Raw genomic sequence first — 13,873 nt, 5'->3', positions numbered from 1 at the left:
GGGCCGCGTCGACGTTGGCGGCGCGCGCGCCGGCGTCGAAGATGGGCAGCGACACGCTCAAAGGCCCCAGGCTCCACAGGTTGCCTTCGGTGCTGCCACCGGCAAAGTCGATGCGCGCACGGCTGACCGAGCCGGCCAGGCCGACGCGCGGCAGGCGTTGCGCCCAGGCCTGGTCGACGTCTGCGCTGGCGGCTTCCACCGCGCGTGCGGCCGCGGCGACATCCGGCCGCTGAGCCAGCGACTCGGCCGGCACCGCGCCGACGCTGATCTGCGCTGGCTGCGGCAGCGTGGCTTTCGCAGCTTCCAGGCGGGCGCGCAACTTGGTCTCGTCCTGCGCGGTCAGCGCGACCAGCGTCTTCAGCTCCAGGTCGCACTGCGCAGCCTGGACGACCAGTTGCGAGCGGGCCTGGGCGGCGCTCGCCTGGGCCAACGCTTCGTTGGCCGGCGGCTGAAAGCCGGCCTTGGCGCTGAGGCTGGTCAGGCGGGCGGTTTCGATGCGCGATGCGGCGTCGGTCTGCGTCTGCACCCATTGCGCTTCGCAGGCCCGCAGCGAGACATAACTCAGCGCTGCCTCGGCAGCCACCAACACTCGCGCGTCATGCCAATCGGCCTCGGCGCCAGCGAGACGGGCGCTCGCAGCGTTGCGGCCGGCGCGGCCGGCACCGAACAGATCGATCTCCCACGCGGCTTGCGCACCGACCAGCGCGGTATTGGCCAACGGGGCGCCGATCTCTTGCCGGCCACGCGTCAAGCTGGCGCTGGCGTCGAGCGTTGGGGCCAACGCGGCGCCGGCGGCGGTGCGCGCCGCGCGGGCCTGGGCTAGGCGCGACTGGGCCGAGGCCAGCGTCGGGCTGGCGGCTTCGGCGGCAGTCACCATCTCGGCCACCAACGGGTCATCGAACTGCTGCCACCAACGGGTCAGGTCGGCGTTCTGCCCCTGGTGCGGCAGCGGGGCGTGCCATTGCGCCGGCGCGGCGCTGGTCAACGGTTCTGGTGCCGGCAGGGTCACGGCACAGCCTGCCAGCAAGGCGGCCTGCGAGGCCGCCGCCACGGGGGCGATCCACTTCATGCGCTTCAACAGAGGTCTCCTCCAGCGCCGCGGCCAGACAGCGCCAGCGGGCGACTTCTCGGTTCGGTGTGGGTGCTGGTGCGCGTGGGGGCGGCACTGGCAATGACCCGGCGCCTGGCGGGCCTGGCGCGCAGCTGGGCCCTGTGACAACGACAGCGGGGTCGTGAAGGAATCAATGGTATTTCTGACGACTGGATGAAATGCGGATTGACATTTATTGTTACGTGGGCTTCACCCCGAGTCCTCGTAGCGCGCCCCATTGATGGATCCGCACTGGTATCTCACTGGTAGCTAACTGGTGTTATCCTGCCGCGGGGCATCGATGACAGGTGCCCGCCCAAGTTTCAAGCGGAGGTTTCGGTGCGGATCAAGCAGGCTGCTCTTCGGGTGGGGATGGTCTTGGCAGGGGTGCTGTGCAGCGGCGCGGCCATCGCGGCTGGCGACCCGCCGGCGTCGACGCTGTTCAGCGGCCGCTTCATGGACTTCGAGCGCAGCAGCGCGAAGGTGGTCGGCGTCTACGTGCCGAACTGGGAGCCGGTGGCGCTGGTCGACGGCCTGAGCGGCCAGAACGTGACCCACGTGATCTACGCCTTCCTGCATGTCTGCGGCCCGGGCCAGCTGGAGAAAGACGCGCCGCGCTGCGAAGGCAAGGGCGAGCAGCAACTGGCCGAAAGCGCCATCGACCAGACCTTCGACGAAGCGTTTCAGCGGCTGAAGAAGCGCGCCCCGCACGTCAAGGTGCTGGCCTCGGTCGGCGGGTGGGGCGGCTCGGACCCGTTCTTCCACCTCGCCAACGACCCCATCAAGCGCGCACGCTTCGCCGTGTCGGTGGCCGACTTTCTGCGCCGCCACCCGGGCTTCGATGGCATCGACATCGATTGGGAACACCCGACCAGCAACGGCAGCGCCAACGGCGTGGCACTCGGCGCGCCCGCTGACGGGCAAGGTTATGCCGACCTGATGCACACGCTGCGCAAGACTGTAGACGTGCTGTCGGCCGAGACCGGCCGGCCCTATCTTGTGACCAGCGCGATCAACACCACCAAGTCGCTGGTCGACAAGATCAACTACCGCGACGCGGCGAAGGCGATGGACCTCGTATTCATGATGAGCTACGACTACTTCGGCCCGTGGACGCCGCAGGCCGGCCACCACACAGCGCTGCGCAGCGTGGGCGATGGCCTGGACGACAGCCTGGCCGGTGGGCTGAAGACGATGCTCGCGGCAGGCGTGCCGGCGGGCAAGCTGGTGGCCGGCGTCGCGATGTACGGCCGCGGCTTCACCGGCGTGGTGCCGCCATCACCCAAGCCGACGCAGTTCAACGGCAGCAAGCGCGACGGCGTGTTTGCCGGCGCCGATGGCTCGGTGATTTACCGCGACATCGCCTCGCGCTATGTCGACAAGCAAGGCCAGGGCCGCAGCGGCTACCAGGTCATCTACGACCCGAGGGGCGAGGCCTACGCGCTGTGGAACCCGGCAACCCGCTTCTACCTCGGCTACGACGACCCGCGCGCGGTGTTGCGCAAGGGCCGCTTCGCCGTCGAGCAGGGCCTGGCGGGGGTGTTCGCGTGGGAGCTGTCGCAAGACAACGGTGACCTGCTGAACGCGATGAACCTGGGCGTCGGCCACGTCGCACGCAAGCCCTGAGCCCCGCAGCCCATCAGCCGGCCGCGAGCGTCGCCACCCGAATGGCGATGGTCCAGCACACCGTCATGCCTGAAAGGTAGAGCAGCGCGCGCCAAGGCTGCAGCCCGAGCAGAAAGACGGCGGTGTGCGCGTACCTGATCAAGACGTAGGCGCCGAACAGCAACTGCGCGGACGCAGCCGATGCGCCCAACAAGACGTAGGCCAGCGCCAGCGCCAGGAACAGCGGCAGGTTCTCGGTGTCGTTGCGCCAGACGTTCGCGCAGCGCTGAACGAATGGGGCTTCGCTCGGGGCGTTCTGTCCGCGCATCAGGCGCGCGTCCTCCGGGATCGGGAAGACGCCGGCGCGAGCCCGGCTGACCACCTGCAGCACGCTGGTCAAGCTGGTCTTGGCGAATAGGGCGACCAGCGCCCAGGCAAATGCCGGCAAGGCGGGCAGCGTGGTGGTCAGGGTCATGGTGTCGGTGTGTCTGGTAGCGATGTGATGATTGGGCCGTCTCGGCCATGAATCACCCAGTGGCTGTTTCGACACTCTGGTGTTCAAATCCGCCAATGGCTACGAACCACTCCACCACCGTTCGCGTGGGCGTCCTGGTCTTCCCAGGCTGCGTTCGAAGCGCTGCCGTCGTTCCGCAGGATGTTTTCGACCTGGCCAACCGGGTGCAGATGGCGCGGCCGCTTCAAGAGCGTGTGGTCTTCGAAACCCTCTGGGTCAGCGCCGGCCCAAGTCGTTCGGTCGACAGCCAGGGGCTCCGGTTCGCGACGGCCGCCACCACCATCGCCCGTCTCGATGCGTTGATCGTTCCCGGGGTCGGGCACGCAGATGCCGAGAGCCTGTCGACAGTACTGGCAGGCCTGGCGCCAGAACAGGCGCTGCTGCGCAAGGCCGCGCGCAACGGGTTGCACGTGCTCGCCGGCTGTTCGGCGACCTGCCTCGTCGCGCAGGCGGGCTTGCTCGATGGCCGCACGGCCACGACCAGCTGGTGGCTGGCCAACTTCTGCCGCAGCCATTTCCCCTCGGTGTCGCTACAGGCAGAAGAGATCCTGCTGCAGGACGGGCAGTTCGTCACCGCCGCCGGGCTCACGTCTTACTTCGATCTTGCGCTCTGGTTGGTCGGTCAGCATGCGGGGGCGGACCTGCGCCAGCTGGTGGCCCGCATGCTGCTGCTGGAAGAGCGGTCGATCGGCCAGACCCCTTATGCACCGGCGGCGACGATCACCGCGCAGGGGCCCGTGGTGATGGAGCGTGCGCAGCGCTGGCTCAGCAAGCACGTCGACAAAAGCTGGACGGTCGCGGCCCTGGCCAAGCACTGCCACACCAGCGAGCGGACGCTGCTTCGACGATTCCAGGAGGTGCTGGGGCAATCGCCTGTGAGGTTCATGCAGCAGCTGCGGGTTGACCGTGCCAAGCGCCTGCTCGAGTCGACACTGATCTCGCTGGAGGACGTGGCGGCTCGGTGTGGCTATCAGGACGTCGCCACGCTGCAGAGGGTGTTCAAGAAGTTGGCCGGCCTGTCGCTGGGCGAGTACCGGCTTCGCTTTGGCACACGGCGCTGATGGGACAGGCGTTGAGGGAACCGGCGGCGATCACCAGTCCTGCGGCAGCTCGTAGGCCCACTCGTTGAGGTTCGACTGGCGCAGCCGTTCGCGCAGCAGCGGTGGCGGCTGGCTGGTGAACAGCTGCAGTTCTTTCGTCATGTGCGACACGTCGGCAAATCCTGCCTCGCGGGCCAATTGGGCTAGCGATCGCTGGCCGCGTTGCGTCTGCAGCTCGCGCACGATGCGCACCGACTCCTGCACCCGGGCCAGCCGCAACAGCATCTTCGGGCCGATGCCCAGCACGTCCATCACGCGCCGGTTCAACTGCCGTTCGCTGATGCCGGCGCGCCGCGCCAGGTCGGCAACCTTCAGCCGGCCGAGCCCGAAAGCCACCGGCCCCAGAAGCGTCGACAGCGGGTGGGGCTCGGTCGACATCTCGTACCGGTCGATGCGCCGCAGCATCAACTGCTCGATCACCATGATCTGGCGCGCGATGGTCGGCTGCTCGGCCAGGCGCTCGCTGATCTCCAGGTGCTCGGCGGGTGTCAGGATGTCCTGGGAGTCCACCCAAGCGTTGGTCAGCTCATGGCTGGCCACACGGCCGATCCGCGCCGCGGCGCCTGGCTTGAACAGCACCGTGGTGATCTCGGGCTCGTCGACCAGTTCGCGTTGCACCGGGCGGGTCATCGCGCCGGAGAAGGTGGCCGACAAGGTCAGCTGCCCGCTGGCAGGGTCGCGCAGGGCACCGCGGTGAACGATGGACAAGGCGGAGTAGACGTTGGCCGGAAAGCTCACCGCCTCGCCCGGGCCGCTGGGGGCCGGCCCGGTGCCGGCTCGGCGCCGCACGACATAGCCGACCACGTGGTTCGCCAGGGCCGGCGAAGGGTGCAGGAACAGGACTCGGTAGCGTGGCGCGGACATCGGGGCAAACAGCGGTAGCCGCCATCACATGCAATCCGCGGGCCATGCGGCAAAGCGTGACGTAGTCCAAGAAATCGGACATTCGGGGCCGCTTCCGAAGGGGCTGTCGCCGCGATGTGTCGTCATTTCTCGGCGGAGTGACGCGAAATGTCAGTCGTTGTAACGCGGCGGCGAGTGGCTGACAGAGGGTGGTCGAGGTCGTGACGGTTGTGGCACGCGGATTGCGGAAAGCCGGGCTCCGTTCCACAACGACTCAGGTTCTGCAGCGATGAACAACACACGAACGAGCAACAACGGCTGGTGCGCTTGGGCCCTGCCGTTGGCGATGGCCTTCCTGGCCAGCGCCGCCCCCCTTGGCATCCACGCGATGGAAAGCACGCCCATTGCGGCGGCGATCGACACGCTGGCGGCACGCGCGCCGGTCACGCAGCACCCACGCCTGTGGATCCGCGCGCAAGACCTGCCCACGCTGCAGGCATGGGCGACCTCGTCCAACCCGATGTTCGACGACCACGCCAACGGTGGCGGGTTGCTCCAGCTCGCGCTGACCGCGGCGCAGCGCGTCGAAGACGGCACGGTGCCGGGCCAGGACAACGGCGGCTCGACCTACACGCCTTATCCAACCGAGTCGTACGCCGCGTTGCTGGCCTTCATGTCGCTGGTCGACACCGACGCCAACCGCCGTGCACGCTGGATCCGCACCGCGCGCACGGCGCTGTTCGCCGTGATCGACGAAGCCGACAAAGGCGTCGGCCCTGGCAAGTTCCGTAGCGCTTCGTTCGCCAACTCCGACCGCGGCCGTTGGCACGGCGAATCGTTCCCGCTGGCGGTGGACTGGCTGTACCCGCAGCTGACCGCTGCCGAGCGCCAGCGCATTCGCCGCGTGTTCCTGCGCTGGTGTGCGGAGGACCGCGACGGCTACCCCTCGGTCGTCTACTACAACACCCACGCGAACGAGGTGCCGAAGGATGCCTCGCGCCGCAACAACCCGGCGCTGCTGGACCTGAAGGACCCGAAGCGCAGCGCGGTGCGCTATGCGATGAACAACTACTTCATGGCCCACGCACGCAACATCTTCATGATGGGCAACGCGATCGACGTGGCCGACGACAAGGTCGACCCGAAGGTGCCGAACGACCGCGCCGGCGCGTTGGGCGATTTCATGGACGAGGCGATCGGCACCTACCTCTACATGACCGACTACGCCTACCGCAACGACGGCAAGGGCGGTATCAGCCCCGAGGGGGCCGAGTACGGCGAATCGATCGGCTTCTACTACGGCCTGCTGCTGGCGCTGAACACCTCGGGCCGTGACGACACCGTGCGCGACGGCAAGAAGGTCAGCTTCACCGGCAACCCGGTCTACAAGACGCTGCTGCCCGGCTACTACCACAGCCTGACGACGAAGAAGGTGGCCACCGACTACGGCAGCGTCTACCAACCTTCGTGGTTTGGTGATGGCGAACAGCTGTACCTGCAGGACCCGATGCGCGTGATGGGCCCGAACGCGCTCGGTGCACGCTACGCGGCCGACGCCGCCACACTGAATGGCGCGCGCTGGATGGAATACGTGGCACCGCCCGACAACCCGGGCCGCCTGTCGCGCAAGGCGAACAACGACGACGCGATCGTCGATTCGATCTACTACTTCCTGCTGTTCGATCCGACCTCCGGCTCGCCGACCGACCCGCGGACTGGCCTGAAGACCTACAACTACGCGCCGGGCATCGGCCGCATCCAGGCGCGCACCGGCTGGGCCGACAGCAACGCGACTCGCCTGTTCGACTACAAGCTCAGCTACAACACCATCGACCACCAGCACGGCGACGGCAACAGCTTCGACTTCTGGCGCAAGGGCGAGTGGCTGACCAAGGAGTTCACCGCCTACGGTTCGGGTGCCGCGATGAGCGAGTTCAAGAACGCGCTCAGCGTGCAGAACAACCCGAACGCGCAAGTCGGCGACTACCTGCACGAGCACCTGGTGCGCGGCAGCCAGTTCCTGCTGGGCAACCACGATGGCGACCCGAAGGTCTTGCTGCAAGGCCAGGGCAAGGACTTCGTGACGGTCACCGGCGACGCCACCAACCTCTACAACTTCGACAACGGCTGGGTCACGGCGCGCGACGTGTCGCATGTCAGCCGCAGCTTGCTCTGGCTGCAGCCCGACGCGCTGGTGTTGATGGACCGCACGAAGACGACAGTCAGCGGCCGCTTCAAGCGCTTCAACCTGATGCTGCCGAGCAATGGCGCGGCGCCGACGTTGAGCGGCGACAAGGTCGTCGCATCGACGCCGGGCAATCAGCGCCTGGAGGTACGCACGCTGCTGCCGGCCGCGGGCAGCCGCAGCATCCAGGTCGAAGGGCCGACGCTGAACCTGCCCGACAGCATGTGGAAGGCGACGCTGGACCCGATGTCGGCCAACAAGTCGAACTGGACCGGCGGCTACCGCCTGCGGGTGCAGAACCCGAGTCAACCGACGAGCGTGAACTTCCTGCACGTGCTGCAGGGCTACGACGCGACTGGCAAAGCCCAGGCGACGCAGCTGCTGCGCAGCAACTCGGGCACGGCGATGACCGGTGCGCTGGTGGGCAGCACGGCGACCTTGTTCGTCGACGACCTGTCGCATGCCATCACCAGCTTCACCGCGCCATTGCCGGCTGATGCCCATCGGCTGCTGCTGGCAGGCACCGTGGCCAAGGCGGCCTACACGGTCAGCGTCAGCGTCGACGGGCAGGGCGCCCGCACGCTGCATGTCAGCGCCGGCGGCACGCAACTGGCCGGCGCGCACGGCGTGCTCGACGTCACGCTGCCGTGAACCACCATCACCTCAGAGGAAACCTCATGTCCCGTATTCGTTTCATCCCTGCGGTGATCAGCATTGCCGCTGTCGCCACGCTCGCCGCTACGCCGGCGGGGCTGTTGGCCGCGCCCAAGCTCGGCAGCTGCCCGTCGTTCCCCGCCAACGCGGTCTTCAACACCCGCATCGACGACACGCACCGCTACCCGACCCATGCCTCCAGCAGCAAGTGGGTCGGGCAGATCGGCAACTCGACGCGCTTTCATGCCGACTGGGGCATGACCGATGACCCGACCCATTGGCAGGACCATTGGGACAAGCCGTACTACGGCATCCCGCTGAACCTGATCGACAGCACGGCGGCCACCACCACCTGGCCGGTGGTCAGCTTCAAGATCACCGACCCGCGGGCCGGCAACGGCAATGGCGTGCCGGACGAGAGCGACTGCGCGGCGACAGGCCAGACCTTGATCAAGCGCGGCTGCGACAAGCTGACCGCGAGCAACCGCCACTTCCCGTTTCCGAATGACAACATCATTCGCGCCGAGCATGGCACCTGCAACGACGCGCAGGAGTGCGGCGACAGGCACGTGCTGGTGGTCGAGCAGGACAACTGCCGGCTGTGGGAGAGCTACTTCAGCTACAAGGTCGACGGCAAGTGGTTCGCCTATTCGACCGCCGCCTGGGGCCTGAACTCGAACAAGCTGCGGCCGATGAGCTGGACCTCGGGCGATGCCGCCGGCTTGCCGATCTCGCCGTTCCTGGCGCGGGTGTCCGAGGCCAACAGCGGTATCGTGGCCCATGCACTGCGCGTCACGCTGAGCAGCTCGCGCATCCACGGCGTGCAGTGGCCGGCGCGGCACACCACGTCCGGCGGGCCGTCGGACGGCATCCCCTACGGCACGGTGATGCGCTTGAAGTCGAGCTTCGTGATCCCGGCCAACTGGACGACGCAGGCCAAGGCGCTGGCGACGGCGATGAAGCGCTATGGCCTGTATGTGGCTGACATCGGCTCGAACTTCTTCGTGCAGGGCGAGCCGAGTTCGGCGTGGAGCAGCTCGACCGTTTCGCAGCTGCAGTCGATCACGATGGCGCAGATGGAGTTCGTCGACAACAGCGGCTTGCACGACGAGCCGGGCTTCGACCCGAACTCGTTCGCCAACCCGCGGCCCTGACGGCGTCGGGCTCAGGCCGGGTTCACCGCGGCCGCCGGCAGCCTGGTGCGCGGCGCGGTGGCCGCCGGCGCCGATGGCTGGCGGCCAGCCTCGGCCAGCGCCTTCTGCCGCGGTGTCGAGCAGATGCCGGTGGACAGCGCCGTCTGCATCGCCAACTGCGTCGGCACCGTGCCGCGGTAGCAGCGCGGTGCCGCCTGACCCGTGAGCGAGCCCTGCGGCAGCACGTAGTGGTAGACGCCGCTGGGAAACTCCGGCGTCGGGCTCGTGATGCCGTTGCATTCGTCGAGTGCGGTGACCGCGACCTGCTGGCCATTGATGTCGCGGTCACCGTAGATCGGAAAACCATCCAGCGCGATGCCCACGAGGTGAGACGGTCCGGCGTCGGTGTCGCCGGCCTCATCGCTCAGGCAAGAAGACCAGCCGTGGTAGTGGTACTGGTTGTTGGGGGCCTGGTGGCCGCCGCAGGTGTCCAGGAACGAGGCGGTCTGTGAGATACCTTTCGCATCGACGAAGCTGTAGCTGACGTTGTCGCTCGTGGCCACCGTCGTCATGTCACCCTCATAGGCGTTGAACATCGCCGCGCCCGACACCATCCAGCCGGTCGCACCGCCGCTGGTGGCGGTGGTGGTGCTGGCGGCACTGGGGCAGATGTTGAAGGTGTAAGTCTGCGTGGTCGTCGACACCGGCAGCTGTGAGACACCCAGCTCGAGGCCGCCATGCGGTGTGGTCGCGACCACATCGCCGCCACCGAACAGGCCCACCGGCACCAGGTAGTAGGCGGCCTGGCCGTGGCTGGGCGTGCCGGTGCTGGTGTAGGTCATCGTGCAATCGCCGCTGAAGCTGACGCTGACGCCGGTTTGCCACTTGGCCTGGCGATAACCGTCGGCCAGCGACGTGGCCGTGCTGGTGTCGTCGCTCGTTGTCGTGTGGTCTCCGCCGCAGCCGCCGCACACAGCGATCATGATGACGGCGCCGGCTGCCGCGGCCAGGCGGGATGGAGCCGCCATGTCGGGCCGGGCGTTCACCGTTCGCCCCTCGGGTCCTGGCCGGAGGGCCGATCGCCCTGCATGCCGGGCTTGTCGTGCGGACGCTCCTTCGGCTTGCACGCCAGTGGTTTGCCCTCGGGGGCCCAGCAAGTGCCCTTCATCGTGTTGCCCCGCGGCGTCTTGAATTCGCAGGCGGCGCCGGCGGCGAGCGACGCGCAAGCCTGCAGAGACTCGGGCGGCGGTGGCGGCGGCCGATCGTCGTCGGAGCGGGGTGGTGCCGGCTGGGCGGTGGCAGCGGCCACGAACAGAGCGGTGGCGGCGAGGACGGCCAGCAGGCCGAGCAAAGATGGGTAGGTGATCTGGCGCATGGCGCGACTCCTTGGCAAGCGTCGAACGCACCGCGCGTCGACGGCGCCACTGTCTCGCCGCACCGTGGAGGCAATATGGAATGCCATCCATACTTCTTCCACAATGGTCGAGCCGAATCCGTTGCTCATGCGCCTGCGTCTTGCCCACATGCTGTCTTTGCTCCTGGTGGGCGCCGTCACGGTGGCCGTGCTGGGCATGGGCATGGCCAGCGCCTGGAACCTGCGGCACGGGTTCAACAACTACATTGCGGCGCGCGACGCCGACCAATTCGAGCGCTTCGCCACGATGGTCGAGGCCATGCTGGCCGAGGCCGGCGGCATCGAGGGCTTGCGCGAGCAACACATGGACCTGCGCTGGCTGGCCCATGAATTCGAGTATCGCGAGGGCCGCGGCCCGCAGGCTGCGAACGAGCAGCGCGCGCAGGGCGAGCCGCCGCTGGACCCGCCCGACGGGTTTCTGCGCCGGCTGGAAATGGTGACGCCTGACGGACGGCCGTTCCTGAGCCGGCCGCTGCATGGGCGCAAGGACGGTGTCATTGAGCGGCCGCTGCACTGGAACGGCGCCGTGGTCGCGCGGCTGAACATGATGCCGGTGCCGCCGGTGCCCGACAGCGTGCAGTTGGACTTTCTGCGCTCGCAGTACTGGAGCATCGCGGCGGTGGCGCTGGCCCTGTGGCTGGTGTCGCTGTTCGGCGCCCATTGGGTGGGCCGGCGCTGGGTCAGGCCGCTGCTGGCGGTCCAGGCCACCGCGGCCCGGTTGGCGCGGGGCGAACTGACAGCCCGGTTGCGCGAAGACCATTCCGGCGCCGGCCGCAGCGCCGAGATCGACGACGTGGTTCGCAACATCAACCGCATGGCCGAAGGGCTGCAGACGCTCGAAAGTGCCCGCCGCCGCTGGCTGGCCGATATCTCTCACGAGCTGCGCACACCGTTGGCGGTATTGCGTGGCGAGATCGAGGCGCTGATCGATGGTGTGCGCCCGCTGCGCCATGAAGCGCTGGTGTCGCTGCAGCACGAGACCGCGCGCTTGGGGCGGCTGGTCGATGACCTGCACCTGCTGGCCCTGTCCGACCTGAAGGCCCTGCCTTGCCATCGCGTCGACCTGGACACCGTGGCGCTGGTGCGCGGTGTGGTGGACCGTGCCAGCCAACGGGCGGCGGCCTGCGGCCTGAGCTTGAGCGCCGAGTTGCCGGCGCAAGCGGCCCCGGTGTGCTGGGACCCTGTGCGCATCGAGCAACTGCTCGACAACCTGCTGGAGAACAGCATGCGCTACACCGACGCACCCGGCCGGTTGCGGCTGGCGATGCAGTGCGACGCCGACACAGTGACCTTGACCCTCGACGACAGCGCGCCCGGCGTGCCTGTGGACGAGCTGCCGCGCCTGTTCGAGCCGCTGTACCGCGCGGACAAGGCCCGCAGCCGCGCCCACGGCGGCAGCGGCTTGGGCCTGTCGATCTGCAAGGCCATCGCGCAGGCCCACGAGGGAAGCATCGACGCCGGGTTGTCCCTGCTCGGCGGTCTGCAGGTGCGGGTGCGCCTGCCGGTTCAAGTCAGCGGCGGCCGGTCGTCATGAGCCCCGCCCGGCCGCCCGTAGGGGCTCATTCCCTCTCGGAGGGAAGGGCCGCAGGCCCAAGGGTGCACCAATGAACACCACCGCACCGCGCCGCGTGATGGTCGTCGAAGACGACGCCAAGATCGCCCAAGTGCTGGTCGACTATCTGCGCAACGACGGCTTCCTGGCCGAAGCCGTGGCTGACGGCGCTGTGGCGCTGGAAAGCTTGAAACGCGCGGTACCGGCGGCCTTGGTGCTGGACCTGATGTTGCCCGGGCTCGATGGCCTGGCACTGTGCCGCGAGGTGCGCCGCTTCAGCGATGTGCCGATCCTGATGCTGACGGCGCGGGTCGACGAGGTCGACCGCCTGCTGGGCTTGGATAGCGGGGCCGACGACTACGTCTGCAAGCCCTTCAGCCCACGCGAAGTGATGGCGCGGGTGCGCGCGCTGGTTCGCCGTGCCGAAGGGCGGCTGACGGGGGCGGAAGTGCCCTGGCACATCGACGACGAAGCGTTGCGCATCCATTGGCGCGGCCAGGTGGTGCCGCTGACGCCCTTGGAGTTCCGGATGCTGCGACCGCTGTTGATGCACCCGGGGCGGGTCTACTCACGTGCGCAATTGCTCGACACCGTGCACAGCGATTGGCGCGACGTGAGCGACCGGGCGGTGGACAGCCATGTCAAGAACATGCGCCGCAAGCTGCTGGCCATCGACCCGGCTTTCGACGGCCTGTCGTCCGTCTACGGCGTCGGCTATCGTTTCGACGCGCCTGCCTGAGTCTTGCGGTCTGCCCGCGGTCAGTTGTTGCTGGTCGCGCGCACTTCTTCGATCGTCGTCACGCCGGCCAGCACTTTCTCGAGCCCGTCCTGGCGCAAGGTGCGCAGGCCTTCGCTCATCGCCAGGCGCTGGATCTGTTCGGCGCGGGCGCCGGTCTGGATCAGGTGGCGAACGCCGCGCGAGACGGTCAGCAACTCATGGATGCCGGCCCGGCCACGCAGGCCGCTGTGGTCGCACTTGTCGCAGCCGGTCGCGCGCCAGGCCAGCAGCCGGCCGTCGGCATTGGCGAAGCGGCTGGTCCAGTCGGCGAGCACCGCGTCGCGGCTCGGGGCGGCCTCGTGGCCGTTCCAGGCGTGCAGGTGGTCGTGCACCCACTCGTCGATTTCCTCGTCGTGGGCCGGGCGGCTCTGCCGGCAGTGGGGGCACATGCGGCGCACCAGGCGCTGCGCCATCACACCCAGCAGCGAGTCGGCGAAGTTGAACGGGTCCATGCCCATGTCGAGCAGGCGGGTGATCGTTTCGGCCGCGCTGTTGGTGTGCAGCGTCGACAGCACCAGGTGGCCCGTCAACGACGATTCGACAGCGATCTGTGCGGTCTCCTGGTCGCGGATCTCGCCGACCATGATCACGTCCGGGTCGGCGCGCAGGAAGGCGCGCAAGGCCTTGGCAAAGGTCCAGTCGATCTTCGGGTTCACCTGCACCTGGCGCAGCCCGGCCTGGGTGATTTCGACCGGGTCTTCGGCCGTCCAGATCTTGCGGTCTGGGGTGTTGATGTGGTTGAGCGCTGAGTGCAGCGTGGTGGTCTTGCCGGAGCCCGTCGGGCCGACGCACAGCACCATGCCGTAGGGCCGCTCGATCGCGTGCTTCAACGCCGCCAGGTTGGCCGGCGACATGCCCAGCTTGTCCAGCGGGATCGGCTTGGCGGAAGACAGGATGCGCAGCACCGCGTCTTCCAGCCCGTTGGAGGTCGGGATGGTGGCCACGCGCAGCTCGATCTGGCAGCTGGCGACGAAGCGGCTGAAGGTGATCTTGCCGTCCTGCGGG

General features: G+C 68.2%; 12 protein-coding genes. 6 read left to right on the top strand and 6 right to left on the bottom strand.

The features are described 5' to 3' along the window. The coding region (locus AC1DYI_RS13820; RefSeq protein ID WP_477204696.1) for a TolC family protein at positions 1-1,069 on the bottom strand (1,069 nt) is incomplete at its 3' end. 360 nt (positions 1,070-1,429) lie between these two features. Here AC1DYI_RS13820 and AC1DYI_RS13815 point away from each other — a divergent pair. Continuing rightward, on the top strand, positions 1,430-2,716 hold the full coding sequence (locus AC1DYI_RS13815; RefSeq protein ID WP_477204695.1) for a glycoside hydrolase family 18 protein: 1,287 nt from the start codon (positions 1,430-1,432) through the stop codon (positions 2,714-2,716). A gap of 13 nt (positions 2,717-2,729) precedes the next feature. On the opposite strand, the gene AC1DYI_RS13810 is transcribed toward AC1DYI_RS13815, so the two are convergent. Beyond that, the gene (locus tag AC1DYI_RS13810; protein WP_477204694.1) at positions 2,730-3,170 is read right to left on the bottom strand and encodes an MAPEG family protein; all 441 of its coding nucleotides are present in this window, start codon (positions 3,168-3,170) and stop codon (positions 2,730-2,732) included. Between the two features lie 95 nt (positions 3,171-3,265). On the opposite strand from AC1DYI_RS13810, the gene AC1DYI_RS13805 reads away from it, so the two are divergent. Then, positions 3,266-4,270 (top strand): GlxA family transcriptional regulator, encoded by a 1,005-nt coding sequence (locus AC1DYI_RS13805; RefSeq protein ID WP_477204693.1) that lies wholly within the window; start codon positions 3,266-3,268, stop codon positions 4,268-4,270. A gap of 30 nt (positions 4,271-4,300) precedes the next feature. On the opposite strand, the gene AC1DYI_RS13800 is transcribed toward AC1DYI_RS13805, so the two are convergent. Beyond that, positions 4,301-5,173 carry a helix-turn-helix domain-containing protein gene (locus tag AC1DYI_RS13800; protein ID WP_477204692.1) on the bottom strand — a complete coding sequence of 291 codons (873 nt, stop codon included), beginning with the start codon at positions 5,171-5,173 and terminating at the stop codon, positions 4,301-4,303. A gap of 268 nt (positions 5,174-5,441) precedes the next feature. Here AC1DYI_RS13800 and AC1DYI_RS13795 point away from each other — a divergent pair, with 268 nt between their 5' ends. Both AC1DYI_RS13795 and AC1DYI_RS13790 read left to right on the top strand, forming a co-directional pair. Continuing rightward, entirely contained in the window at positions 5,442-7,988 is a 2,547-nt protein-coding gene (locus AC1DYI_RS13795) for a hypothetical protein (RefSeq protein WP_477204691.1), read from the top strand. Positions 7,989-8,014: 26 nt separating this feature from the next. After that, positions 8,015-9,145: a hypothetical protein gene (locus AC1DYI_RS13790; protein ID WP_477204690.1), complete on the top strand. Its 1,131-nt coding sequence runs from the start codon at positions 8,015-8,017 to the stop codon at positions 9,143-9,145. 11 nt (positions 9,146-9,156) lie between these two features. Here the strand turns inward: AC1DYI_RS13790 and AC1DYI_RS13785 are convergent, their stop codons facing one another. Then, entirely contained in the window at positions 9,157-10,170 is a 1,014-nt protein-coding gene (locus AC1DYI_RS13785; protein ID WP_477204689.1) for a YHYH protein, read from the bottom strand. Continuing rightward, positions 10,167-10,499, bottom strand: a complete 333-nt coding sequence (locus tag AC1DYI_RS13780) for a hypothetical protein (RefSeq protein WP_477204688.1) — start codon at positions 10,497-10,499, stop codon at positions 10,167-10,169. Before AC1DYI_RS13780 ends, AC1DYI_RS13785 begins: the two co-directional genes overlap by 4 nt. 148 nt (positions 10,500-10,647) lie before the next feature. On the opposite strand from AC1DYI_RS13780, the gene AC1DYI_RS13775 reads away from it, so the two are divergent. Both AC1DYI_RS13775 and AC1DYI_RS13770 read left to right on the top strand, forming a co-directional pair. After that, complete coding sequence (locus AC1DYI_RS13775) at positions 10,648-12,072, top strand: ATP-binding protein (protein ID WP_477204687.1); 1,425 nt, start codon at positions 10,648-10,650, stop codon at positions 12,070-12,072. A 70-nt stretch (positions 12,073-12,142) separates the two neighbouring features. After that, positions 12,143-12,829, top strand: coding sequence for a response regulator (locus AC1DYI_RS13770; RefSeq protein WP_477204686.1), 687 nt, complete (start codon positions 12,143-12,145; stop codon positions 12,827-12,829). Positions 12,830-12,849: 20 nt separating this feature from the next. Here AC1DYI_RS13770 and AC1DYI_RS13765 read toward each other — a convergent pair. After that, positions 12,850-13,873: GspE/PulE family protein (locus AC1DYI_RS13765; RefSeq protein WP_477204685.1), on the bottom strand; the 1,024-nt coding region annotated here is incomplete at its 5' end.

The organism is Ideonella sp. P3_A4 (genome assembly GCF_056403075.1).
The sequence above is the reverse complement of the archived record's forward strand: the minus strand, read 5'-3'. Positions and strand labels throughout refer to the sequence as shown.

Bases quoted from the DNA above. Each gene is read 5' to 3' on its own strand.
- AC1DYI_RS13810 (WP_477204694.1), bottom strand. From the start codon at position 3,170: ATGACCCTGACCACCACGCTGCCCGCCTTGCCGGCATTTGCCTGGGCG.
- AC1DYI_RS13805 (WP_477204693.1), top strand. From the start codon at position 3,266: ATGGCTACGAACCACTCCACCACCGTTCGCGTGGGCGTCCTGGTCTTC.
- AC1DYI_RS13800 (WP_477204692.1), bottom strand. From the start codon at position 5,173: ATGTCCGCGCCACGCTACCGAGTCCTGTTCCTGCACCCTTCGCCGGCC.
- AC1DYI_RS13795 (WP_477204691.1), top strand. From the start codon at position 5,442: ATGAACAACACACGAACGAGCAACAACGGCTGGTGCGCTTGGGCCCTG.
- AC1DYI_RS13790 (WP_477204690.1), top strand. From the start codon at position 8,015: ATGTCCCGTATTCGTTTCATCCCTGCGGTGATCAGCATTGCCGCTGTC.
- AC1DYI_RS13780 (WP_477204688.1), bottom strand. From the start codon at position 10,499: ATGCGCCAGATCACCTACCCATCTTTGCTCGGCCTGCTGGCCGTCCTC.
- AC1DYI_RS13775 (WP_477204687.1), top strand. From the start codon at position 10,648: ATGCTGTCTTTGCTCCTGGTGGGCGCCGTCACGGTGGCCGTGCTGGGC.
- AC1DYI_RS13770 (WP_477204686.1), top strand. From the start codon at position 12,143: ATGAACACCACCGCACCGCGCCGCGTGATGGTCGTCGAAGACGACGCC.